The organism is Oceaniferula spumae (genome assembly GCF_042849255.1).
Taxonomy (GTDB): Bacteria; Verrucomicrobiota; Verrucomicrobiia; order Verrucomicrobiales; family Akkermansiaceae; genus Oceaniferula; species Oceaniferula spumae.
Window position 1 is genome coordinate 3,316,493 of sequence record NZ_AP026866.1, and the last position, 23,546, is coordinate 3,340,038.

Below are 23,546 nucleotides of genomic sequence, written 5' to 3' on the forward strand. Positions count from 1 at the left end.
AGCCTAGATCATGCTCGTTGTCGTTTCAATGGTGGAATTAATCGACCCACAGCGACTTGAGATAATTCTCCCCGGTGTATTCCTCCGGCATCGCGAGTGGGGTTACTTTTCTTCCGGGGGCGCCTTCTCTAACCATTTTGGCAAAGTCGCGGGGGGCAAGTTTGCGACAGTTCGTGCAGCACAGGAGCCATCCACTGGGGGCGAGGCAGGCGTGGGCCAGGGTGACCAGACGATGGTAGTCTTTTTCGACACGGAAGACCTTGCCTTTGTCGTCGCGCGAGAAGGTGGGGGGATCGAGGATGATGCCGTCGAACTGGCGGCCCTGACGGGCGAAACGTTTCAGCCAGTGGAAGGTGTCGCCTTTGCAGAAGTAGTGCTGATCAGGATCGAGATCGTTGGCTCGGAAATTGTCGCGTGCCCAGTCGAGGTAGATCTGGGAAAGATCGAGTGTGGTGGTGGTGGCTCCGGCGAGAGCCGCGCAGACGGAAAAGGCCCCTGTATAAGCGAAGGTATTAAGCACGGTTTTCCCCTCGCTGGAATACTTGCGAACGCGCTTCCGGTTCAGCCGTTGGTCGAGAAAAATTCCCTGTGAGTATCCGGCTTTGAAGTGGATCTTGTAATTCACGCCGGACTCGCAGGCGGTGAAAGGTGCGTGCTGTGTTGGGCCGGCGATGTGAATAGGATCTTCCTTTTCATGCTGATCGAGACGCTTCCAGTAACAGCTTCTTCCTTGAGATTCCAGCCATTGCCTGACTTCAGCATCTAGCCTGCCGTCTCGGGTGGAGACTACCCAGTGATTGGCGAAGGTCTCCAGAAACAGATCGCTCAAGCCGTCGCCGATGCCGTCCACCAGTCGCAGGGCGTTGGTTTTCTCGTCCAGCAGGTGACTGCGCTGCTCGACGGCTGTCTGGAGTTTATGCCTGATCACGGGGTTGCAATCTCATGAACTCTCTCTATCATCCAGCGCGAAATGTCCGATCTTATATCCTCCCTCGATAGCGCAGTGGCTGACGGCAGCCTGCTGGAATCCTCGCGTCAAAATATTCTGGCCCTATTGGCCGGCACTACCAGTCCGATAGCGGAGCAGTCGATCAATGAGTTGATCGCCGCTGGTGAGTGGCAGGAGCTCAACGACCGCTTCTATAAAACACTGGCATTCGGTACCGGCGGACTGCGTGGACGCACGATCGGACGCGTAGTGACTGATGCGGAAATAGGAAACGGAGGCCCGAACGATCGCCCCGAGCATCCGTGCGTGGGAACCGCTTCAATGAATTTCTACAATGTCAGCCGCGCGATCCGCGGTATGGTTGTTTACCTCAAGCAGTATCTCGCCGACCAAGGTGAGGCTCGTAAGCCATCGTTTGTGTTAGGTCACGACACTCGCCACTTCTCGCGAGACTTCGCCGAGTTCTGCGCCAAGGTCTGCACCGAGTTAGGTTGCGATGTGTATCTCTTTGATGCACCACGTGCCACCCCTGAAATTTCGTACGCCATCCGCGCACTAAATGCCGATGCTGGTGTTGTTCTAACAGCATCGCACAACCCAGCCCACGACAACGGCTTCAAAGCCTACTTCAATCAGGGTGCCCAGCTCGTCGGTGAAAATGCGGAGGGTGTGATCGACGAGGTTAATGCCATCATTAATGAGGGCTACGAGCCAGTAGCTGATCAAGGCACGTTGCACGTGCTTGGCGCCGACATGGACCGCGTCTACATGGACGATTCTAAAACCCTCCTCCTCCGTCCCGACCTCATGGAAGGCGGCGATTCCAAAACCAAAGTTGTGTTCACCAACCTTCACGGCACCGGTGGTCACTGTATCGTGCCGCTTCTCACGGAGCTTGGTTTCGAGGTGCTCACAGTTCTGTCTCAGGATGAACAGGACGGTCGTTTCCCCACGGTGGCATCGCCGAACCCAGAGAATGCCGAGGCGCTTGCCATGGGCATTGATTTGGCCGAAAGCGAAGAAGCTGAAATTGTCATCGGCACGGACCCTGACTGCGACCGCATGGGCGTGGCTGTTAGAAATGACGAGGGAAAAATGCAGATCCTAACTGGAAACCAAATCGGCTCCCTGATGGCATGGTATCGCACCAAGACCTTTTTTGACCAAGGCGTCATTACCGACTCTAACCGTAGTCGCGCTGTGCTCATTAAGACCTTTGTCACCACTGACTTGCAACGCGCCATTGCCGAGAAATATGGCGTCGGCATCGTCGATACCCTCACTGGATTCAAATACATTTCCGCGAAGCTCGAGAAATACGAACAAGCGATTCCTGCAGATAAAAAAGGCGACTACCGCAAGCTCACCCAAGAACAGAGCCGGGCACTTCGTCTGGAATACTCCCGCTTCTTCATCTTCGGTGGCGAAGAAAGTTACGGCTATCTCGGCACCGATACCATCCGCGATAAGGATGGCAACGGAGCCGCTGTCATGTTTGCCGAGCTTGCCGCCTACGCTAAGAGCGAGGGTAAGAGTCTCGCAGCCCTTCTCGATGAACTTTACCGGGAGTTCGGTTACCACCTTGAATTAGGAAAAGCTCTGGTCATGGAAGGTGCAGATGGTGCTGCCCAGATTAAAGCGCTTGCTACATCCTACTCGGAAAATCCACCCACCGAGATCGATGGCGCTGCCGTCAGTCGGGTTCGGGATTTCTCCAAAGACGACTTTGAAGATGTCGAAGGCGACGCAATTCCAAAAGAAGGCATGATCATCATCGATCTCGCCGACGGCCGGTCCTGTGCAGTGCGCCCATCCGGCACCGAGCCAAAAATCAAATACTACCTCTTCGGCAAGGACGCTCCATCCGATGACTTGTCTGTAAGTAAGGACAAAGTGGCAGCCGGGCTGGAATCGCTCTGGTCAGCACTTGAGTCCGACGCCCACGCGCGCATGGCTTAATGGTAAACGGGGCATCTGGCACTGGGCATTGGTATGGAAACGAAAAAAAAGAGTCTATGGCCGTGGCTGACGGCCATGGTCAGCGGACTGTTGCTGGCGCTTTGTTTCCCTGATTGGAATCTATCTGGTCTGGTCTGGGTGTGGATGCTGTTGTTGCTTCCCGCGATCTGGAGGGGGAATAAAAAACGCTACGGCTTCGGCATCGCCTATGTCGCCGGACTCGTTTTTTGGGCGATCAACCTGAAGTGGCTGTGGACCGTCAGTGGTCTCGGCGCGATGGTGATGGCCGCATTTCTCGCATGTTATTTCGGGCTATGGGGGATGATCGCGGTCAGTTTCGGAAATCCGTGGAGGAAACGCGCCCCTAAAGCCGATCAACTTGTCAAAGGTGGAGCCATCCAACAGAAAATAGCTGCCAAACAATCTGGCAAGAAGTCAGGTCTGTTAGGAGGGGTGCTGGATGATTCTTTCCTCTCGCTCAAATTTGCATTCATCAATGGCGCCGCGTGGGTGGGGTGTGAATGGTTACGTGGATGGTTGTTTACAGGATTCAGCTGGAATGGTCTGGGTGTTGCTTTTCATGACACCCCAGTGTTGGCACAGGCTGCCGATCTAGTTGGTGTCACAGGACTCGCTTTCATGCCCGTCTTCATGAGCGCGGTGATCATTCAGACGGGTCGCAGACTGGGTGCCGAAGCTCAGACTGGAAAGCTTAGACCTCGTCTCGACTTCAGCGTGGCAGCGCTGCTGTTAGCACTGCAGTTCTGCTACGGCGTCTGGAGGGTGAAGAATGTCAACGGCTGGGAAGCCGATCGAGTTCGAATCCTGTTAGTCCAGGAAAATATCCCCCAAGATATCAAGTGGGAACCGAAGGCGAGTGCCGATATCAGGCAGGGTTATGCCGATTCCACCGCCGCTGCAATTGAGAAGTTGGAGAAAGAAAATGTCGAACAGCTTCAGCAAAATGCCAACGGAGACGAAGTGGAACTCAAGAGCCCCGACCTCGTAGTATGGCCTGAAAGTGCTCTCCCTTTGCCTCTACTTTTTGCCGAAAACCACGAGGGTTATTTCATTTATGGAGAAACCAGACATGTGCTGGAAAATGAGGTGCGCACACTTGGGAACTTCACCTTGATCGCCGGTATGAACGAGTTCGAGGCGGACTTCGATGGAACTTTGGCCAATTTCAAAGAAGGGGGGCAACAGTATAACTCCATCGCCGCCATGAAGCCCGGGGGGGAACTCGATCGAAACATCGATACCTACCGTAAGATCCACTTGGTTATCTTTGGCGAGTATATTCCCTTCGTCGAACAGCTGCCGTTTTTACGCGACATTTTCAAATTCTCAGCAGGTGCAGACTTCGCAGGTGGTTTCACTCCAGGCACATCCACGGAGCCCCTCACCGTGCCAGTGGGGGATGGCGAAGTGCAGTTGATTCCAACGGTGTGTTTCGAGGACGGCGTTGGTAGGCTGACCCGAAAATTTGTTAGGCAGGCACCCCAAGTCATCGTCAACGTGACCAATGACGGCTGGTTCAAACAAAGCGAAGCCGCCGTTCAGCACATGGCCAATGCCAAGTTTCGCGCCATCGAACTGCGCCGCCCGATGATCCGCAGCGCCAATACCGGTGTCAGTGCCATCATCTCGGCCACCGGTTCCTCAGCTGATCCCATCACAGGAGACCGACAAGTGATCGAGGATGAAAACGGCAGTCCCTTTGTGCGTGCCAGTTATTACGGTCACGCCTACGCACCTAAGAAAGGGCAGTTCACCCTCTATGCCATCGCGGGGGATTGGTTCAGTTTCCTGATGATTGGACTGACCTTGTTCGGCATGGTGCGCGCGCGGTTAAACAGGGCGTAAAAAAACCGCACGACCAAAGCCGTGCGGGTGGGGGCGAGATTGTATTGATATATGTTAGAAGTTGAATCGAGCACCCAGTTCATACTGAATTTCGCCGTCGATGTTGATGTTGTCGACGCCGTGGCTATCAAGACCGTCACCGAGGTTGGCATCGTCCATAATAATGTAGCGAACACCGCCAAACAGCTCAAATGATTCGCTGAAGTTGTATACCAAACCGGCAAAGATATGGCCGTAGAATACAACATCGGAGTCGTCATGATTGACTTCCGGGTCACCAGACTCCACGTGGGTGAGATCAGCGTCAACGATAGCCACACCTGCACCTGCACCGACGTACCAGTTCAAATTACCGGTGACTGCACACTCGAATTTGTAGTTCAATGTGATCGGGATGATACTCATCTCGAGATCATAACTTTCAAATCCAGGGATGTTGGTTACCGGTCCAGTGTGATCATTGTTGAAATTTGGATCATTACCGGAAAGTGCATTTTTAGAGATATCGTTTTCGGTATATCCTACTTCCAAATAGAATGCATGAGAACAGCTGCTGTCTGAGCACTTGCGCTCTACACCGAAGTGAAGGGTGTAGATTCCCTCGTCCCATTCGTCGCCATCGACGACTCCGGCGGAGCCGCCTGCAAACCAGCTCCAAAGGCAGGATGCAGCTGGTGGTGGAATGACTTCTTTTCCTTTAGAGGAATAGTCGGATCCGGCTTGGGCAGCTGTGGCTAGTCCGAGACCGGTAAGTAATGTCAATGCGGTATTTTTCATAACAATGGCATTGGTATCATGAGTAAAATATAAGGACAAGCTGATAGTGTAGCTTCAGGCTGCTCTGGGATAAGGAGGGGAATTTGCGGTTGGCACGAAAAACCCGCACAGCCAAAGCCGTGCGGGTCAGATTCAATTTATGTGTGGTAGGACTTAGAAGTTGAAACGTGCACCAAGCTCGAAGTGCAGATCGCCGTCCATTGAAAACTCGTCTTCACCGCTGGCGAATCCAAAAGCACCGATGTCCAGATCGGGATCATCCATAAAGATGTAGCGGACACCGCCAAAGATTTCAAACGACTCGCTGACGTTGTACACCAAACCGGTGAACACATGGGCGTAGAAGAGGGTGTCATCAAACGATTGACCGGGAGCCTGGACATGACTTGCATCTGCATCATAAAGTGCGATACCTGCACCTGCTCCAACGTACCAATTCAGATTGCCGGTAAGTGCGCACTCATACTTGTAGTTGAGGGTGATTGGGATGATTTCCACTTCGACATCGTAAACCAGGGAAGCTGGGCCACCGGGTGCGGTGGCGATGCCGATTTCGCCGTCTTTTTCAGTGTAACCAACCTCTAGGTAAAATGCGTGGGAGCAGTCGCTGCCAGGGCATTTGCGCTCGGCTCCAAGATGCAGGGTGTAAATTTCCTCGTCCCAGTCGCCGGAGACGTAGCCGCCAGAGCCGCCTGCAAACCATGTCCAGAGACATGAGGGGGCTGGTGGTGGAATCACTTCTTTGCCTTTAGACGAGTAATCGGATCCGGCTTGAGCTGCAGTAGCGAGCGCAAGACCAGTTAGTAATGTTAATGCGGTATTTTTCATAACACTGCAACGTCTATATTAATATTCGTCAGGTGCAAACAAAAACCCGCACGGACGTTGCCGTGCGGGTCCAGAGCTTGCGAGCTTACGCGTGTTTATTAGAAATTGAAACGTGCGCCCAACTCGTAGTGCACATCTTCATCGAGCGAGAGGGCTTCGTCGTAGCCAGCTACATCAGGATCATCCATGAAGATATAACGTGCGCCCCCGTAGATCTCAAAGGACTCGCTGACATTGTAAGTCAGACCGGCAAAGATGTGGCCGTAGAACACAGTGTCGTCCCAGCTGCCGTCGACGTTTTGACCACTGATGTCGAGGTCAACGAGAGCGACGCCAACACCGGCACCGACATACCAGTTCAGATTACCAGCCAGCGAACACTCGTACTTGTAGTTCAAAGTGATAGGCACGATCCGTGCTTCAAAATCATGCTCGTTGACGAAGACTGCAACTGGTGGATCTGGAACGAAGACAATGTCGAAAGTTTCGTCTTTCTCGGTATAGCCAACTTCCAAGAAGAAGGCGTGTGAACCACAAGGATTGTCAGCACACTTGCGTTCGATACCAATGTGCAAGGTGTAAATATCCTCGTCCCAGTCATCACCGTCTATTTGTCCATAAGAACCACCGGCAAACCACGTCCAGAGACATGATGGAGCAGGAGCTACGGGAATGGGTTGGGGGGAGTAGTCGGATCCTGCTTGAGCCATCGTTGCGAGGCCAAGACCAGCGAGTATAGTTAATGCGGTATTTTTCATAACGCCTGACATTATAACATGCCAAATTAATGGATCAATAAAAAGCTAGAGCTCTTGTCTTCAATAAAAAACCCGCACGGCCAGAGCCATGCGGGTCAGATTGTATTTTGCTAGTAAGGTTGATTAGAAGTTGAAGCGTGCGCCCAACTCATAGTGAACTTCGTCGTCAAGTGGGGAGTCAACGCTGAATACATCGTCCATGTAGATGTAGCGTGCACCACCGTAAACTTCGAATGCTTCGCTTACGTTGTATACAAGGCCGGCGAACACGTGTGCGTAGAAAGCTGTGTCGTCATCAGAGTCGTTGACGAAAGGACCGTCAACATCGATTTCGGCAAGAGCAATACCTGCACCTGCACCAACGTACCAGTTAAGATTGCCGGTAAGGGCGCACTCGAACTTGTAGTTAAGAGTGATTGGAATGATCTCTGCACTGATGTCGTGAGGAGCCAGAGCTGTAGGGCCGTTAGGTCCTGCAACAAGCTGAGTGGTCTCGTTTTCAGTGTATCCAACTTCCAGGAAGAAGGCGTGTGAACCACATGGGTTGCCAGCGCATGTGCGCTCGATACCAACGTGGAGTGTGTAGATGTCCTCGTCCCAGTCGTCTCCGTCGATCTGACCGTAAGAACCACCAGCAAACCATGTCCAGAGACATGAAGGAGCGGGTGCTACGGGAATAGATTTGGCGGAGTAATCGGAACCGGCCTGCGCTGCGGTAGCGAGAGCAAGACCTGCGAGTAATGTAATTGCGGTATGTTTCATAACGGGCGGCGAGTCTATCTGGTTTTTCCGATGTGGCAACTAGAACTATTCATGAATTATGACAGAATCATTCATACTCAATGAATGAAAAAAAGACCCGCACGGCATTCCGTGCGGGTCTGGGTAAAGTTGGTTATTTTTTCAGATTAGAAGTTGAAACGGGCACCCAGTTCGAAGTGAACGTCTTCATCGAGGGTGTAATCGTCAGAGAGTGTGCCGCCACCGAGTTCAGGGTCATCCATGAAGATGTAGCGGACCCCACCGAAGACTTCGAAGGACTCGCTGACATTGTATGTGAGGCCTGCAAAGATGTGCGCATAGAAGACGACATCATCTTCAGACTGGGATTGCCTGATGGAACCACCCTGCGTGAAGGTAGTGAGCGATTGTTTGCAATCGACGAGAGCAACACCTGCGCCGGCACCTACATACCAGTTCAAGTTTCCAGTTAGATTGCACTCATACTTGTAATTGAGAGTGATTGGAATTACCTCACACTCGAATTTGAATTCGCGTAAGAAGTCTCCGATGAACGCATCAAAGCTATCTTCCTTTTCGGTGAAACCGACTTCCAGATAGAGCGCATGTGAGCAGTCGCTGCCTGGGCATTTGCGTTCGGCTCCAATGTGCAGAGTGTAGATTTCCTCGTCCCAGTCGCCAGAGACGTAGCCACCTGATCCTCCTGCAAACCAAGTCCAGAGACAAGATGGTGCGGGCGGAGCTACAGGCATGGATTTTGCGGAGTAGTCGGAACCGGCTTGCGCAGCAGTAGCAAGAGCAAGGCCGGTGAGTATGGTTAATGCGGTATTTTTCATAACGCTTTGCACTCTACCATTTATTATCAGCGGATGGCAATAATGGATCCGATGAAAAATGAAGTGTTTGGAGGGGGGCTCACGGTGGGTTTTTGGAGAAAGAAAAACCCGCTCGGTGTCGTCACCGAACGGGTTTCACAAACCTAGTTTATCCTATATGTTAGAAATTGAAGCGGGCGCCAATTTCAAGATGCAGATCACCGTCGGGGCTTTGATCGTCCTCGATAGGTGCACCGGTAAAGAAGTCAGGGTCGTCCATATAGACGTAACGAACTCCTCCATAGATTTCGAATGCTTCACTGACGTTGTATGTTAGGCCGGCAAAAATGTGGGCGTAGAAAACGGTGTCGTCTTGCGAGCCGCCGTTAACGAGTTTAACAAATCTGCCGGAAATCTCAGCATCATAGAGAGCAATACCAGCACCAGCTCCGATGTACCAGTTTAGATTACCCGTTAATGATTGCTCATACTTGTAGTTTAGCGTGATCGGGATAATTTCGACATCGTAGTCGATTCTGCCACCGAAGGAGATGATCTTCTCTGAAAGGGCGGACGAGAGCCCGAAGTTTTCTGAATCATTCTTCTCGGTGTATCCTACTTCGAGATAGATAGCATGGGACGCGTCACTGCCTGGGCATTTACGCTCAGCGCCTAAGTGAAGCGTATAAATGTCTTCGTCCCAGTCACCGGACAGATAACCGCCGGAGCCACCTGCGAACCATGACCAGAGACAGGATGGGGCTGCGGCTTGTGGCATTGCTTTAGCTGAATAGTCCGATCCAGCTTGGGCGGCAGTAGTTACTGCGAGGGCAGTAAGTAAGGGGAGTATAGTAGTTTTCATAACACCCCGTATTTTATAGTTAAAGGGCTTACGCTCAAGAATATATGTGGTAAAATGTTGGATTGTAATTGTAATTACAGATGCTTTGACGAATGCCACTGTTATCTAACGCATGCAGTGATGTTGTTAGTAGATGTGAGATATATGTTAGAATTAACCTATAACGTGACTGGCAAGACTGTCTAATGCATCTGCTGATTTGATGCGACAGGATGCAGGCACTCGATGACCACGAGATTTAGCGAATGACCCCGCGTTCGCTGGTGCGAATAAAGTCGATTAAACGCAGCACGTGTTGGTCTTCATCGAGACCTTCGGCTTGTAGCTCTTTTACCAGAGAGTCCAGACTGTATTTCTTGTGAAGAAACAGCTTCTTGTAGGCGTTTTTAATCGCACGCCTCGAGTCTTCGCTGAATCCACGCCGTTGCAGGCCCACTAAGTTAGGGCTTCTGACAGCAGCTGGGTTTCCATCGACGATCATGTAGGGAGGGACGTCTTGCACGATTTTGGTGCAGCCTCCTACAAGGGAGTGTTCACCGATGTGACAGAACTGATGTGCTCCGGAGAGGCCTGAAATGATCGCGTAGTCACCTACCGTGCAGTGGCCTCCGAGAGTGCCGTTGTTCGATAGAATGCAATGGTTGCCTACCTGACAGTCGTGCGCCACATGAGAGTAGGAGAGGAATAAATTGTGATCACCTATGCGGGTGGGAATTTCCTCGGTAGTGCCGCGGTGGATGGTGGTGTTCTCGCGGAAGGTGTTGTGGTCGCCGATATGTAGCGATGTCGGTTCCCCAACATATTTCAAATCCTGAGTGATCTGGCCAATGGCAGAGAAGGGGAAGAAGGTATTGTTCTCACCGATGGTGGTGTGGCCCTCAATGACAACATGAGATTTTAGCACACTACCCTTGCCGATAGAAACATTGGCCCCCACCACACAGTAGGCACCAATCTCCACACCGTCAGAGATTTCCGCGGCGGAGTCGATGATAGCAGATGGGTGTATCATTAGTTCAGGAAGTCGAGGTGTCAGGGATCAGGAGTCGATCAGGGCGAACTTCAGTTCACCGGAGGAAACGACTTCTCCGTTGACGATGCAGCGGCAGACTGCTGAGCCGATGCTGCGACGAATCTTAAGAATTTCAGCCTCAATGAAGAGGGTGTCGCCAGGGAGGACCGGCTTGCGCCATTTGACTTTGTCGACGCTCATGAAGTAGCCGATCTTGCCTTGGTTTTCCGGTTTGCGGAGCATGAGGATCGAGGCGACCTGCGCCATGGCTTCCACCTGAAGCACACCTGGCATCACCGGGTGTCCTGGGAAGTGGCCTTGGAAAAACGGCTCGTTGATGGTGACGTTTTTAACCCCGGTGCACTTGTTGTCGCCTTCGAAATCGACCACACGGTCAACCATCAGGAACGGATAACGGTGAGGGAGGATTTTCATTACGTCGTTGACGTCTAACACGGCTTCACCCTCAGGGATGGTAATCGGCGGCACCATGGTGCGCATACGCATGTATTCGCGTTTGAGTGTGGATGCCATCTCGGTGTTAGGACCGTGACCAGGTTTGACGCAGATGACGTGTCCCATGATGCGCTTGCCGCTGAGCATGAGGTCACCGATGAGATCGAGTGCCTTGTGGCGGGCGAACTCGTTGGTGTAGCGCATCGGCTCCTTGCTCATGACTTCCTCGCCACGAACCACCACGGCGTTCTCAAGGCTGCCGCCTTTGATCAGGCCTTTATCTAACAGAGGTTTGACGTCCTCGTAGTAGACGAAGGTGCGGGCGGGGGCGATTTCGCTTTGGTAAAGCTCTGGAGTGACTTCGCTAGAGAAAAACTGGGTGAAGCGACCATCGGGGCCGACGTTGGTCACGGAGACACGGAACTTTTTATCCGGCACGATGGTGATCAGCGAACCGTTCTTGGTTTCCAAATGAATCGGCTCGCGGATTTCGTAAACTTTGCGCGGTTTGTCTTGCTGCTCGATACCGGCTTGTTTGATCAACTCGACGTAGGGGGCAGAGGATCCGTCACCGATAGGAGGCTCGTTGGCGTCCATTTCGATGATCGCATTGTCCACGCCCATGCCGCAGAGAGCGGAGAGGATGTGTTCGACGGTGTGCACCTTCACCGATCCCTCGGCTAGAGTGGTGGCGCGCTCGACGGTTTGCACCTTGTCGACATCGGCATCGATGAACGGCTGGTCGTCCAGGTCGACCCGGCGAAATTTGAAACCGTGACCGGCCGGAGCAGGTTTGACGGTAAGGCTGACTTTTTCCCCAGTGTGCAGGGAGGTTCCCTCCAGCGTGGCGGCGGAGGCGACTGTGTGTTCCATCTCGGCGGACATTCGTATTTCATAGGCCAGAGGAGTGATAATGACAAGCATTAGCGCGGCATCATGGGCAGAGAATGTCGCGTCCGAGCAGGTCGGTGCAGAAAAAGTCCAAAAAACATCCAAGGATTTTCGATCTCGCGTGTCTGATAGATAGAAAGCACCATGTCACATAATGCCGGACCACGCGCAACATAAGGTGATGCAACCACGCCAGATACTCCAGATGGACGCAAAAACACCTGAGAAATGCACCATCGAGGCACTCTTCGCTGCCGAAGAGACACCCTTGCTGCGCTACGCCTACGGCATGGTGGCCCGACGCGAGGTGGCCGAGGAAATCGTCCAAGACGCCTTTCTCAAACTGCACAAACACTGGAAAGACATCGAGACCCCACGCGCCTGGCTCTACCGCGCCATCCGCAATCTTTGCCTCAATTACCTCCGAAAACACCAACGCGAATCCCTCAGCGAAGAATCAGATCACGAGCCGTCTGCCGCTGACCACCCCGACGAGGAACTCGGCCGCATGGAGGCCATCGGCACCCTCCGCATCCTCATCGAAGAACTGCCACCCGCCGACCGAGCCCTGATCCAGTTAAAATACCACGATGAACTAAGCTACGGAAAAATAGGCGACCAACTCAAACTGGGCACCGGCAACGTCGGCTACAAACTCCACCACCTGCTCAAACAACTTTCCCAAGCCCTGCAAAAGTCAGGCATCACCTCCAGCCGAGGCTAACAAATCCGCAAGCCCCAGCTTGCCAAGCTCCCTATTTCCAATTTCCCAATCCCAAGTCACCAACCCACCACCATGAGCGAAGAACTCCACACCTACATCGAACCCGAGCTCGAGGCCCGGGTCACCGCGCTGGTTCTTGGCGAGGCCAGCGAGTTTGAAATTGATGAACTCGAGCGCCTGATCAAAGAAAAACCTGAGCTCGCTGTTTTCCGCCGCCGCATGCAGGCGATGAATGACTTGTTAGGAGAGGCAGTGAAGCCGGAGCCGAATGAGGAATGGCAGCTGTCCGCCGACCGACGCGCCAACCTGCGCAGTGCTTTCGCTCAAAAAAGTCAGTCAGCCACGCGGAAGGAAGTTTCCAACCACAGTCGCACCCAATGGAGGGCCGCCGTCTCCATTGTCGCATGCCTGCTAGTGTGCGTGGTGATCTTCTCCTTGATGACCCCGGTCCTCAAACGTTCATCAAGCTTGAGCGTCGATAGGGATATCGATTTTGTCTCTTATATGGCCAGTGAAAAGCAGGCTGAAGAGAGCGCTGAACCAAGCGTGCCTCCAACAGATGACAGCGAAATTTTCAAAAGCAAAAATCAGTCAAGACGTGCCGAGCTTCGCAAACCAAGTGTGCCAAGTTCTTCCATGGCCAAGGTGACCGGCTCTAACACTAACAGCCCGGTTAACATCCCTGTGCCAGACGAGACGATACCGATGCCGTCCCAAGGGTATGGAAACGGCGAGGACTTCGGCGATGGCTGGGGCGGTAGACTCGGTGGAGGCGGAAGAACAGACGACTCGCGTCTAACCCAACTCAATAAAGATCTGCAAAAGCAAATCGAATCGGTCCACGGCAGTAAGGCCGAGGCTAAGAAGTCGGGCAGTGAATTTCACTCCAGAGTTACTGGCACAGCGGTTGTTCCAGGGAGGAAAGGCAAGGTCGTAGACGGTGGTGTTATTCTCGATGACGTAGCATGGAGTCCTGAAAGAGCGGAATACCCTGTGACTGAGGGGAAGTTAGTGCCTGCAGACGATCCATTTTCTTCCGACGATACAACCACACCAGCTATTCCTCGCGCAATTGCAGAGAGGGAATTCGCCCGCAGGTCCAGTCAGGTCACCGAGGCAGACAAAGCGCTGGTCAAAGGCCGCGATGCCTATGCCAAAGGGGATTACGAGGAAGCAGCAAGAAGTTACCGTCTGGCCGAAGAACTGCTTCCTCTGGGCCCCGCATCAGCTGATAGGAAAGCGGCTTATGCTGACCATCTCAGCGACGCCAATATCGCACTAGCTAGAAAATACCGACGCATCGGAAAATACCAAGAAGCACGGGGGATTTTGACAGACACGCTGAAGAGAGACCCAGCCAATACGGAGGCGATGAAGCAGTTGGAATACTTGGAAGCCCCCATTCGCACAAGTCCCGCATTGACCTATGAGCACACACAGCAAGTGGAAGATGTTAGAAGAAAACTTTATCGGGCAGAGGGTTTCTACAATCTCGGAAAGTACGATGAGGCCGAGGCCGAAATGAAGAGGACGCTCGAGATCGATCCTTATAATAAAGCTGCCCGTCGGTGGTTGGAAAAAATCGCGGCTACCAAGTCGGACTATTATCGCTCCGCCTACGATCACACCCGTGCCAAACTTCTGGCAGAAGTGGACAAGGCTTGGGAAACGGCTGTTCCTCCGGAGCCTGATGGTAAACCGAAGGCCAAACCCTCACCGACTAACAGCCCGACGGCCACTCCGGGCGGCGGTTTTACCGGAGAGGTAGCCAAGCTGCATCGACAGTTGCAGCAAAGCTCAGACGCGGTCGCCGAAAAACGTAAAAAGCTCATGGACGTCGCCGAACGTGTCGGTGTGATCTGGCTGGAAACCGAGAAGGGTGGAGATGGTGCTGGTGGTCAGTTAGGGCTGCGCGATCTCGCTGAACATGGTCTAGTAGATGCTAATAAAGAAAAAGAGATACTTACAGCGCACATCAACAAGTTACTCACCTTGAATGACGATGATCTCGTCAGTGTGGCCGCGGACCTTCCTGACGTAGGTTTTCAGGAGAACTATAACCAGTTCGTTCAAGCCAAACGCGAGCTGCAGGTAAAGAAAGCTCAGGGCCTCGCCGAGGGGCACCCTGATATTGTAGCCCGTGAGAAAGCAGTGGCTGAGCTCGAGACATCTTTAAGAAAACGTGCCGTCAACGTGAGGGAATCGCTCAAACATCGACTGAAGACCCTCGAAGGCCGAGTGGATAAAATGCGCGAGGTGCTGAACGAACAGGCGGACAGAGGCACGGACAAAGCACGCGATTTCCAAGAATTCAATAAACTCAGAAAAGAGTATCAAGCTGCCCAGGCTGAGAAAGGCCAGCTAGAGGTCCGTCTGGACATCGAAAAACAAAAAGCGGGCAACCGTGTATTGCGCACTGAAATCCCGTCCCCCGTTCGTCCAAAGGCCCTGCCGGATGAAACAGTCACCACCGCCGCACCGTTTTCCACTTTCTCGCTGAACGTCTCAGATGTCTCGTTCAAGCTCGCTAAAGCTGCATTGTTAGAAAATGGCCAGTGGCCGGAGGCCGCCAAGGTGCGCACTGAGGAATTCGTTAATGCCTTTAATTACGGCGATCCCTCACCGCCTCGAGGCGAGCCAGTGGCTTGCGCCGTCGAGCAGTCAGCCCATCCGTTTCTCCAGCAGCGTAACTTGCTCCGTATCGGCATGAAGACAGCATCGCTTGGTCGCTCGACTCCACTGCGTCTCACGGTTTTGTTAGATAATTCGGGATCCATGGAACGCGAAGACCGCGAAGCCTCGGTGCATGCAGCCATGCAGGTGCTCGCTCAGCAGCTAGGGCCGCAAGACGTGATCACCTTGGTCAGTTTTGCCAGCAAACCCCGCCTGCTCGCCGACCGCATTACTGGCGATAAATCCGCCCAGCTGGTTAATCTCGTGGCTTCAACTCCTAGCGAAGGGGGCACCAATCTCGAAGAAGCCCTGCGCCTCGCCCGCACCCTCGCCTTGCGCCAGCGCAGTGAAGGTGCCCAGGACCGTGTTGTCCTGATCACCGATGGCGTGGCCAACCTCGGCAACACCGTGCCGACAGAACTCTCTCGTGAGATCGAAACCATGCGCCAGCTCGGAATTGCCTTCGATGCCTGCGGCGTCGGTGCCGAGGGGCTGAATGATGAGATTTTGGAGGCTCTGACTCGCAAAGGTGATGGCCGTTACTACTTCCTGAACCGTGCCGAGGACGCCGACAGCGCCTTCGCCAAACAACTCGCCGGAGCCCTCACGCCAGCGGCGAAAAACGTCAAAGTGCAGGTGAAGTTCAACCCGAAGCGGGTGTCACGTTATCGTTTGTTAGGCTTTGAAAAACACCGACTCAACAAAGAGGATTTCCGCAATGACAAGGTGGACGCCGCCGAAATGGCCGCCGAAGAGGCTGGCAATGCCGTCTATCAGATCCAAGTCAACCCCGACGGCGAAGGCGAACTCGGTGAGGTCTTTGTTCGTTTCCTCGATACCAACACCGGCCGCATGGTCGAGCGCAGTTGGCCGCTCCCCTACGAGCCCCAGGCCAAAGCCTTCGATCAAGCCGCCCCCTCGATGCAGCTGGCCGGCACCGCCGCCATGTTAGGTGAAAAACTTCACGCCACTGACGCAGGCTCCGTGCGTTTCCAAATGATCGCAGAGACCCTCGGCAAACTCCGCGCCCACTACCGATCAGACAGCCGAGTCCAAGACCTCATTCGCATGTGCGAGAAGGTGAAGTGATCATTTTACATTCCATTTACCCAATTCATTCCATGACCATGATAACAAGAACCATGAAACCAATCTCCCCTTTGTGTGTGTGTATACAAAACTGGCTGCCCTGCTTTGCTGTTCTATTGTTGTTAGGTGGGGCGGCCATTGCACAAGACCAAGCACCCGCCACAGGCGTGCAAGCCTCCGTGGATGAAAACGGAACTGGTGCCGTGACGCTTACCGCCAAAGGAGTGCTCCCCAAGCCCAAGCTCTTCTTCAATGCCTCTGTGGTATCCACCACGAAGCTCACCAGCACCGAAATCACCCAGACTTCCGCGCTTAGCATCAAGGTGCTGCAAGGTCGTCCTGAGATTCTAACGCTTGGCTTGGTTGGGTCGGGCGAAATTATTTCAGTGTCCGGTGCTGGTCTCGCCGATTGGTCAGTGCGCACCTCTGCCGATGGCAAAAACCGTTATCTCGATCTCACGCCGACTCTCGCCAAAGGTCAGCCGGCTCCCGAAGTTTTTAAACTAACGATCAAGAGCCGCGAACGCATCAATTCCCTGCCTGCCCGCATCCAGCTACTCACCATGACACCTGGAAACGCAGCCGGATTTTCCCTCCAGATGAATGTCGTTAAGGAAGGTTTGGATGCCAAAGTCTCCAAGGTCACCGGCATGGTCCCACTGGAGCGCGAGTGGGTTTTCCAAAGCTCCGGTAACAACTCACTCACGCTTGAGTTACTCCCTACTGGCGCATCGCCAGCCGCAGTCGAACTCCGGGGTGTTAGGATCACAGGTGACATCGATGAGCAACTCGGCAGCGCCAATTTCACTCTCACCGCCACCGCCCACGTCACTAGTACCGACGGAGGCACCATCGACTTCTTAAGTAAACGAGCCGCCGTCAGCAGCATCCAGGACGACGCGGCCTACAAGCTCAAGATTGCCAACGACCCCAAAACCGGCAGCGTCTACCAGCTTGGCTTCGACCGCCCTGGCGATTTCCCAGTGAGTCTGGAAATTGTCGCCCGCATTGATGAAGATAGCGCTGGCTGGAAAACTATCGATTTCATCGCGCCACAAGGAGCCGTCGTGCCAGTCGTGCTTTCCGGTCTGCCCGCCAATGTCGAATTCTACTCCGCTACCCAACTCAGCCCGCAACCTTTCGAAGGTGGCTGGCGTGGTTTTTTGCCCGCTACGGGGCATTGCTATGTCGCTTGGAAAAAGAACCGTAAAGCCGGTGAAGGGAAACTGGCATTTACCAGCAAAGGACTAACAGATGTCACCGTAGGTGCCGGCCTGATGCGCCAGTCCAGCCAGATCGACGTCAAAGTTCTCCAAGGAAAAATCAACGAACTCACCCTGCAGATGGACGGGCCGGGGGAAATCCTCGACGTCGAAGGCACCAACGTCGCTGCTTGGTCGGTGGCTGCCGGTCAGGGTGGGGCGCGCCTTCTCAAGGTGCAGCTCAGCCTGCCGCTGGACAATGCAGGTGAGTTAAAAATCCGCAGTCAGCAGGCGCTTGGGAAGTTTCCGGTTACGGCCACACCGCTGCGTCTAACACCCGTGGGAGTTCTACGCCATTCCGGTCACGTGCGCTTGAGCAATGCCGGTTCGGTCCGACTCGAAACCGCCGATGTGCAGGGCATGATGCAGCTTTCCCCCGATCAATTCCCCGGCCTGCCGATCAAGTCCCGCCAAGTCTTTGTCTTCCGCTACCCCTCCGCAACATACAGCTGGGCGGTGCGAGCTGATCAGATTTTGCCCGAAGTTTCACTCAACGAAGTCGTCGTCTATCAGCAGACCGAAAGCGACCGAATAATCAAGGCTGGCATCGAACTCGACATCCGCGAGGCTCCACTGCGCGAGTGGGAGCTGAATATCCCCGATGGCTACGCCGTCGCCTCACTCACCGGTGCGGAAGTGGCCGACTACGTGGTAGGCACCACTGCCGAAAATGGAAAACGCGATGTCAAAATCCTGTTCAAAAAGGCCGTCGCAGGCCGACAGCTGATCTCGATCCGACTGGAAAAAAACGCCCCTGCCAAAGACGGCGTCTGGCAGCTGCCGGTGCTGGATTTCCCCGGTGCCAAGTCCGTGCGCGGCCACATCGGCGTCTCAGCCAATGCCGGCTGGCGTGTGGTTCCAGAGAAGGTTGAGAAACTAACAGAAACACCACTTTCCTACTTCCCCATCAAGAATCCCGACATCCAGCAGACCTACCGCTTGCGTGAGCAAGGTTGGTCGGCAGCGATGAAGATCGAGGCTCGTGAGCAGAGTGTGCAGGCGGATGTGTTCCATCTCTATTCTCTGAAGGAAGGCATGGCTTACGGTTCGGTGTTATTGAATTACTTTGTCGTAGGGGCGCCTGTGAACGAGTGGGAGCTGGCGATCCCCGAGAGCTATGGCAATATTTCCATCGAAGGCCAAAACGTGCGCCAGTGGCGGCGTGAAGAAGGCGGAAAAGTTGTCGTTCAGCTGGAGCAGCCTGTCAGTGGTGCGGCCACGCTGTTAGTTACTTTTGAAAATGCCATGAGCGCCCGTGGTGGCAAGCTGGCACTGGCTGAGATCCATCCTCTGAACGTGCAGAGCGAGAGCGGATTCATCGAAGTCGTCAGCCCCGTGCTTTTAAAACATGACATCGTCAAAACAACTCCCGGTCTGTTAGCCGTCAGTGCCCAGGAACTGCCTGCCGAGTTCCGCATGCTCACCACGGCACCGGCCATTGCCGCCTGGCAGTATGCCGCCCGTCCGTTTGAACTGGAAATCGACATCGCCTGGTATGAGCCGGGCAAAACCCTCGGTCAGGTCGTCGATTTTGCCGAGCTCAGCAGCCGCGTCTCACGCGATGGTCAGGTGATGACCGAGGCCACCTTTTACGTGCGCACGCGAGGTAGACAAGCCCTGCGCATGACACTGCCAGCCGGAACCAAGCTCTGGGATGCCCGCGCTAACGGAACCTCGCTCACTGCGCGCGCAGATGGCGATCAATACCTGCTACCCATCCCCGCTGGAGACGATCCTAACAAGCCGGTGAAAGTAGTCATCCGTTACGGCGGAGCCGCCGGAAAAGGCAGTGAGGTGCAACTCGGCGCACCCACCCTGACCGCCCCGATGATCATCGCTGGCTGGAAAGTGAGCGCGGAAAAAGGCCGACTGCTTGTGCCCACGGATAGCAAAAGTGGGGTCAGAACCCATCCTCTCACCCAAACCGGATTTGAAAGCCTGCAAGGTCGTGGTTTCTTCCTGTTAGGTTTGGCGGCCTTGTTCTTGGCGGGTGTCTATTGCCTGCGCCGGAAGGATCAGGCAGGCTGGAGTAGGGCGCTCGCGGTGCTCGGTTTGCTATTATTTATTTTACTCTCCGCCACCCTCGCTAAGGAGATCCAAAGCGAGCGCCGGGTGAACCATCAGTTCCTCGAAATTACGGCCCAAGTGGTCAGTGCGGAGTCGCCGGTGAACATCACCTTGAAGAACCTGTCGCCATGGCAGGCGATGGTTTCATGGCTCGGTGTCTTTGTCGCCGCCGTGGGTGCTACCATTTTGTTAGGTGGTCTCATTGTTAAAAAATGGAGCGCCTTCTGGCTCCGTGGAATCGCCGTGGCCGCCATCGCAGGAGGCATCCTTGCCCAACGGGGCGGGGGAATCGTGTTCTTCTATATTCTGGCTGCCATCGCCTTGATCCTCCTGTTCTTTGCCATTATTAAATCTATCAAGCACTGGAACCAGTGGAATGATGAACGTAGCAAACGTCTCAAAGCCGAGCGTGAAGAGGCCGAGGAAGCGATTTCATTGGGAGCCGCCGAAGGCCTGAGCAAGCTCATCGTCATCGGCGCAACCATCGGATCTCTGCTCTTTGTCGCCGTGCCTAACACTCGGGCCGCAGCCGATGACGCCCGCGCCATCGATTCCGTCACCCAGACGTGGCAGATCAAAAAAGACCGGCTCTACGCCACCATGGAAATTAAAATCCAGGGCACCACCGGCTCCAGCCACCTGCTGCTGCGCGAACCTGCTGTGCTGACATCATTCAATGGCGAAGGTCTGCGCGTGAGTAAGATCAAACAAGGCAAGGAAACCGTCTGGATGTTAGCCGTCGATGGCTCAGGCCCGCTCACCGCGACCGCGACTTATGAGATGGCCATGCCCGCGAACCACGCCAATTTCATCCTACCCACCGGCCTTGCATCGGTGCAGAAAATCACCGCCGATGTCGCCGAGCCTGGGCTTGAACTTTACTCGCCAGCCGCCGTGCAAACCCAGCGTCGCGATGCCGCTGTGGATCAGCCGAACCACGTGGAAATGATCCTCGCCCCATTGCCAAACCTGATGATCGGTCTTCGTCCTCGTGGTCGTAACATTGATTCGGAAGAGACCAAGTTTTACGCAGAAATAGCCAACCTCTACCTGCCGTCACCGGGTGTGGTCGATGGCGTGCACCAGGTCACCATCCGCCCGGCCAGTGGTAAGGTGGACCAGCTTGTGCTCACTGTGCCGGCGGATTTTGCCGTCGGTGAAGTCACCGGAGCTGCTGTGGGCAATTGGCGCTTTGATCCTGCCAGCCGCCAGCTATCGGTCGATCTCGAACCAGCCCAGTCGCGCCCATTCAGCATCAAAATCCAAACCCAGCGCGGACTCGATGCCCTGCCAGCGGAGGTGAAGTTGAACTCGATGACTGTCGCCGGAGACGCCGGTGAGACAAACATGACCGGTCTCGCCTTTGGCAACGAAGCCCAGCCGGGGAAAATCTCAGTCGAGAATTTGTCGGTGGTGAATGTCGATGACTTCGACCGCAAACTCATCCCGATTGTCCCTAACAGTAAAGGCCAAGCACGCGGTATTCTGCACAAAGTGTATCGCTCCGCATCAGGTGCCGGCAGTCTGACCTTGCAAGTCGCGCCCGTGAAGCCGGAGGTACGCGTGGTTTCCAACCAAGAACTGACCCTCGGCAGCGAGCGCATTCTGCTTTCCGCCGCACTCAGTGCCAATATCACCCGTGCGGGTATCTTCAAACTCAGCTTTGTTTTACCCAAGGACATGGAGGTGGAGTCGCTCAGCGGTGCCGCACTCAGTCACTGGACGGAGTCTGAAAATGCCGGCGTTCGTACAGTGACCATGCACCTCAATGGCAAGACACTGGGAGAACAGCAGTTCGCGCTGTCACTCACCGGACCTCCCGCGGCTGGGGCCGGTGCTTGGTCGGTGCCACGGCTGTTGCTTAATGAAGCGGTGCGCCAGAGCGGTCAGCTGTTAGTGGTGCCTGAAAAAGGCATCCGCATCCGCGCCATCGACCGGAAAAATGTCTCGCGCATGAATGCACAATCCGGCCAGCAGATTGATGCCAGAGTGAAATCGTCCGGAGGTCTCGCATTCCACCTTTTGCAGTCGGACTGGAAACTCACCCTCGGCATCGAAAAGCTCGATCCGTGGATCACCGCCAGTGTGTTTCACGAAGTGACCTTGCGCGAAGGTCAGACCCGCACCCGCCTCGCAGCCATCTATCAGATCGAGCACGCAGCTGTGAAAAGCATCCAAGTCGAACTGCCCGGCCTCAGTGAGGAAGAAGCCCGCACCGTTCGCGCCAGCGGTTCCGCGGTGAAGGAAATTGTCAAAGTCGAAGGCGACATATGGGAGCTGCGGTTCCGCCGTGGCATTCTCGGTTCCGTGCCGGTGCAGATCGAATACCAGCGTGGTGCTGATCGCGGCAAAGGAGGCTCGGAGAAAATTAGCCCCGCCATTTTCCCCAAGGCCAAGCGCCTGACCTACTACATGGCCGTGCGCACCACCGGCAGGCTCGACATGCAAGCCGCTGACCCCGCACGTGGCTGGCGCCGCAGTGATTGGACCGCCGTGCCCAAGGCCCTGCTCAACCCAGCCGATACCAGCGTGCCGGACCTCTGCTACCGCCTCAACGAGCCGGAGGGATCACTCAGCGTGGCGCTCAAGCGGCACGAGATGGCGGAGACTCTGAAACTGCGGGTCACTGGTGGAAAAATGATGACCATCTTCTCTCCCCACGGCGACACCCTCACTTCGGTGAGTTTGCAGACCATGGTGCAGGAAAAAAGCACCCTGCGCATCACCTTGCCGACCGGTGCCTCACTCTACAACGTGCTGGTCAATGAGGAGTCGGTGAATATTGTTAGAGAGGGCGACGATCACCTGTTCCACGTTTCCCCCGGTCCGGTCGCCTCAGAGCCAACGCAGGTTTCCCTCGTCTACGCCACTCCTTCAAGCGACGGCGACATCAAACTAACAGCTCCAGGTTTCAACGTGCCGATCGAGTCACTGACTTGGGATGTGCTGGTGCCGGAGGGGTATAAACTCGACGGTCAGACCGGTGGTTTCGAACTGCGCGGCAGCCAGGGTGAGAAGGATTATTCCATCAGCGACTACCTCGCTGCTATTCGCAGCAGTCGTAGCGAGGAAGCGCAGAAAGGTCAGCAGTCGTTGCAAAAAGCCAACGACTACCTGCGCCAAGGAAAACGCAAAGAAGCCGCCAAGGAGTTGAGCAAGGTGACCAAAAACCTCTCCGTCGACCAGGCCTCGAACGAAGACGCCCGTGTGCAGCTTCGCCAGCTTCAGACGCAACAGGCGCTCTGGGGTCTGAACACCCGCCGCCAGCGGATTTACCTTGATAACAAAGCCGCCGGAAATGCCGCCGTGGCCAACCGTGATCTGGAAGACTCCGCCTTCAATAATCCGCTTTTCAAAGGTCAGCAGGAATTCGATGTTAGAAAAGTCGATGACTTCTTGCGTGGCAACAGTCTGGAGGAAAAGAAAAGCCTCAAGAACATCGCCAACCGCCTGATCAGCCAGCAGATCGCCACCGAGGCAGCACCACAAACCATCAGCACGATCGTCAGAGGCCGGGGTGAGGTGCTCCGTTTCACCCGAGGAATCCAGGTGAATGGCGGCAAGGAGCTAGGGCTGGAACTCGATATCGAACCCACCCAAGGCGTGAAGTTCGGCTGGAGTCTTCTACTTCTGTTAGGAGTCGGCCTCACTGGTGCTGCCGTGATGAAGCGAAAGTAGGACAAGTTTGCAACTTGTCGGCAGGATATGTGAACCCATCGTGCTGGGATGCGACATGAATGTCTCCGTGATTAATGGCTCTGGCTTCCTTGGGATGCGTGCTTGGGTTGCCGACAAGTTGCAAACTTGTCCTACCTTT

At 54.6% G+C, this 23,546-nt stretch carries 14 protein-coding genes; 5 read left to right on the forward strand and 9 right to left on the reverse strand.

Going from position 1 to position 23,546, the window contains the following annotated elements; genetic code table 11:
• Positions 1-37: 37 nt before the first annotated feature.
• On the reverse strand, positions 38-928 hold the full coding sequence (locus ACSPJT_RS14075; protein WP_435893198.1) for a class I SAM-dependent rRNA methyltransferase: 891 nt from the start codon (positions 926-928) through the stop codon (positions 38-40).
• A gap of 42 nt (positions 929-970) precedes the next feature.
• Here ACSPJT_RS14075 and ACSPJT_RS14080 point away from each other — a divergent pair, with 42 nt between their 5' ends.
• On the forward strand, positions 971-2,908 hold the full coding sequence (locus ACSPJT_RS14080; RefSeq protein WP_435893199.1) for a phospho-sugar mutase: 1,938 nt from the start codon (positions 971-973) through the stop codon (positions 2,906-2,908).
• 33 nt (positions 2,909-2,941) lie between these two features.
• Positions 2,942-4,774 carry an apolipoprotein N-acyltransferase gene (lnt, locus tag ACSPJT_RS14085; RefSeq protein ID WP_435893200.1) on the forward strand — a complete coding sequence of 611 codons (1,833 nt, stop codon included), beginning with the start codon at positions 2,942-2,944 and terminating at the stop codon, positions 4,772-4,774.
• 54 nt (positions 4,775-4,828) lie between these two features.
• Here lnt and ACSPJT_RS14090 read toward each other — a convergent pair whose 3' ends face one another.
• The 8 genes from ACSPJT_RS14090 to ACSPJT_RS14125 form a co-directional block, all read right to left on the reverse strand.
• Positions 4,829-5,551 carry an outer membrane protein gene (locus ACSPJT_RS14090; RefSeq protein ID WP_435893201.1) on the reverse strand — a complete coding sequence of 241 codons (723 nt, stop codon included), beginning with the start codon at positions 5,549-5,551 and terminating at the stop codon, positions 4,829-4,831.
• A 153-nt stretch (positions 5,552-5,704) separates the two neighbouring features.
• Entirely contained in the window at positions 5,705-6,379 is a 675-nt protein-coding gene (locus ACSPJT_RS14095) for an outer membrane protein (protein ID WP_435893202.1), read from the reverse strand.
• A 98-nt stretch (positions 6,380-6,477) separates the two neighbouring features.
• Positions 6,478-7,137 (reverse strand): outer membrane protein, encoded by a 660-nt coding sequence (locus tag ACSPJT_RS14100; protein WP_435893203.1) that lies wholly within the window; start codon positions 7,135-7,137, stop codon positions 6,478-6,480.
• Positions 7,138-7,260: 123 nt separating this feature from the next.
• Positions 7,261-7,899: an outer membrane protein gene (locus ACSPJT_RS14105; RefSeq protein WP_435893204.1), complete on the reverse strand. Its 639-nt coding sequence runs from the start codon at positions 7,897-7,899 to the stop codon at positions 7,261-7,263.
• Between the two features lie 146 nt (positions 7,900-8,045).
• Complete coding sequence (locus ACSPJT_RS14110) at positions 8,046-8,714, reverse strand: outer membrane protein (RefSeq protein WP_435893205.1); 669 nt, start codon at positions 8,712-8,714, stop codon at positions 8,046-8,048.
• A 160-nt stretch (positions 8,715-8,874) separates the two neighbouring features.
• Complete coding sequence (locus ACSPJT_RS14115; RefSeq protein ID WP_435893206.1) at positions 8,875-9,555, reverse strand: outer membrane protein; 681 nt, start codon at positions 9,553-9,555, stop codon at positions 8,875-8,877.
• A gap of 238 nt (positions 9,556-9,793) precedes the next feature.
• Positions 9,794-10,567: an acyl-ACP--UDP-N-acetylglucosamine O-acyltransferase gene (lpxA, locus tag ACSPJT_RS14120; protein WP_435893207.1), complete on the reverse strand. Its 774-nt coding sequence runs from the start codon at positions 10,565-10,567 to the stop codon at positions 9,794-9,796.
• Between the two features lie 27 nt (positions 10,568-10,594).
• Positions 10,595-11,896 (reverse strand): bifunctional UDP-3-O-[3-hydroxymyristoyl] N-acetylglucosamine deacetylase/3-hydroxyacyl-ACP dehydratase, encoded by a 1,302-nt coding sequence (locus tag ACSPJT_RS14125; RefSeq protein ID WP_435893208.1) that lies wholly within the window; start codon positions 11,894-11,896, stop codon positions 10,595-10,597.
• 199 nt (positions 11,897-12,095) lie between these two features.
• On the opposite strand from ACSPJT_RS14125, the gene ACSPJT_RS14130 reads away from it, so the two are divergent.
• The 3 genes from ACSPJT_RS14130 to ACSPJT_RS14140 all read left to right on the forward strand — a co-directional run bounded on the left by ACSPJT_RS14130 (position 12,096) and on the right by ACSPJT_RS14140 (position 23,407).
• Positions 12,096-12,638: an RNA polymerase sigma factor gene (locus tag ACSPJT_RS14130; RefSeq protein ID WP_435893209.1), complete on the forward strand. Its 543-nt coding sequence runs from the start codon at positions 12,096-12,098 to the stop codon at positions 12,636-12,638.
• A 72-nt stretch (positions 12,639-12,710) separates the two neighbouring features.
• Positions 12,711-16,400, forward strand: coding sequence for a YfbK domain-containing protein (locus ACSPJT_RS14135; RefSeq protein WP_435893210.1), 3,690 nt, complete (start codon positions 12,711-12,713; stop codon positions 16,398-16,400).
• Positions 16,401-16,453: 53 nt separating this feature from the next.
• Positions 16,454-23,407: a hypothetical protein gene (locus tag ACSPJT_RS14140; protein ID WP_435893211.1), complete on the forward strand. Its 6,954-nt coding sequence runs from the start codon at positions 16,454-16,456 to the stop codon at positions 23,405-23,407.
• Positions 23,408-23,546 lie beyond the last annotated feature (139 nt).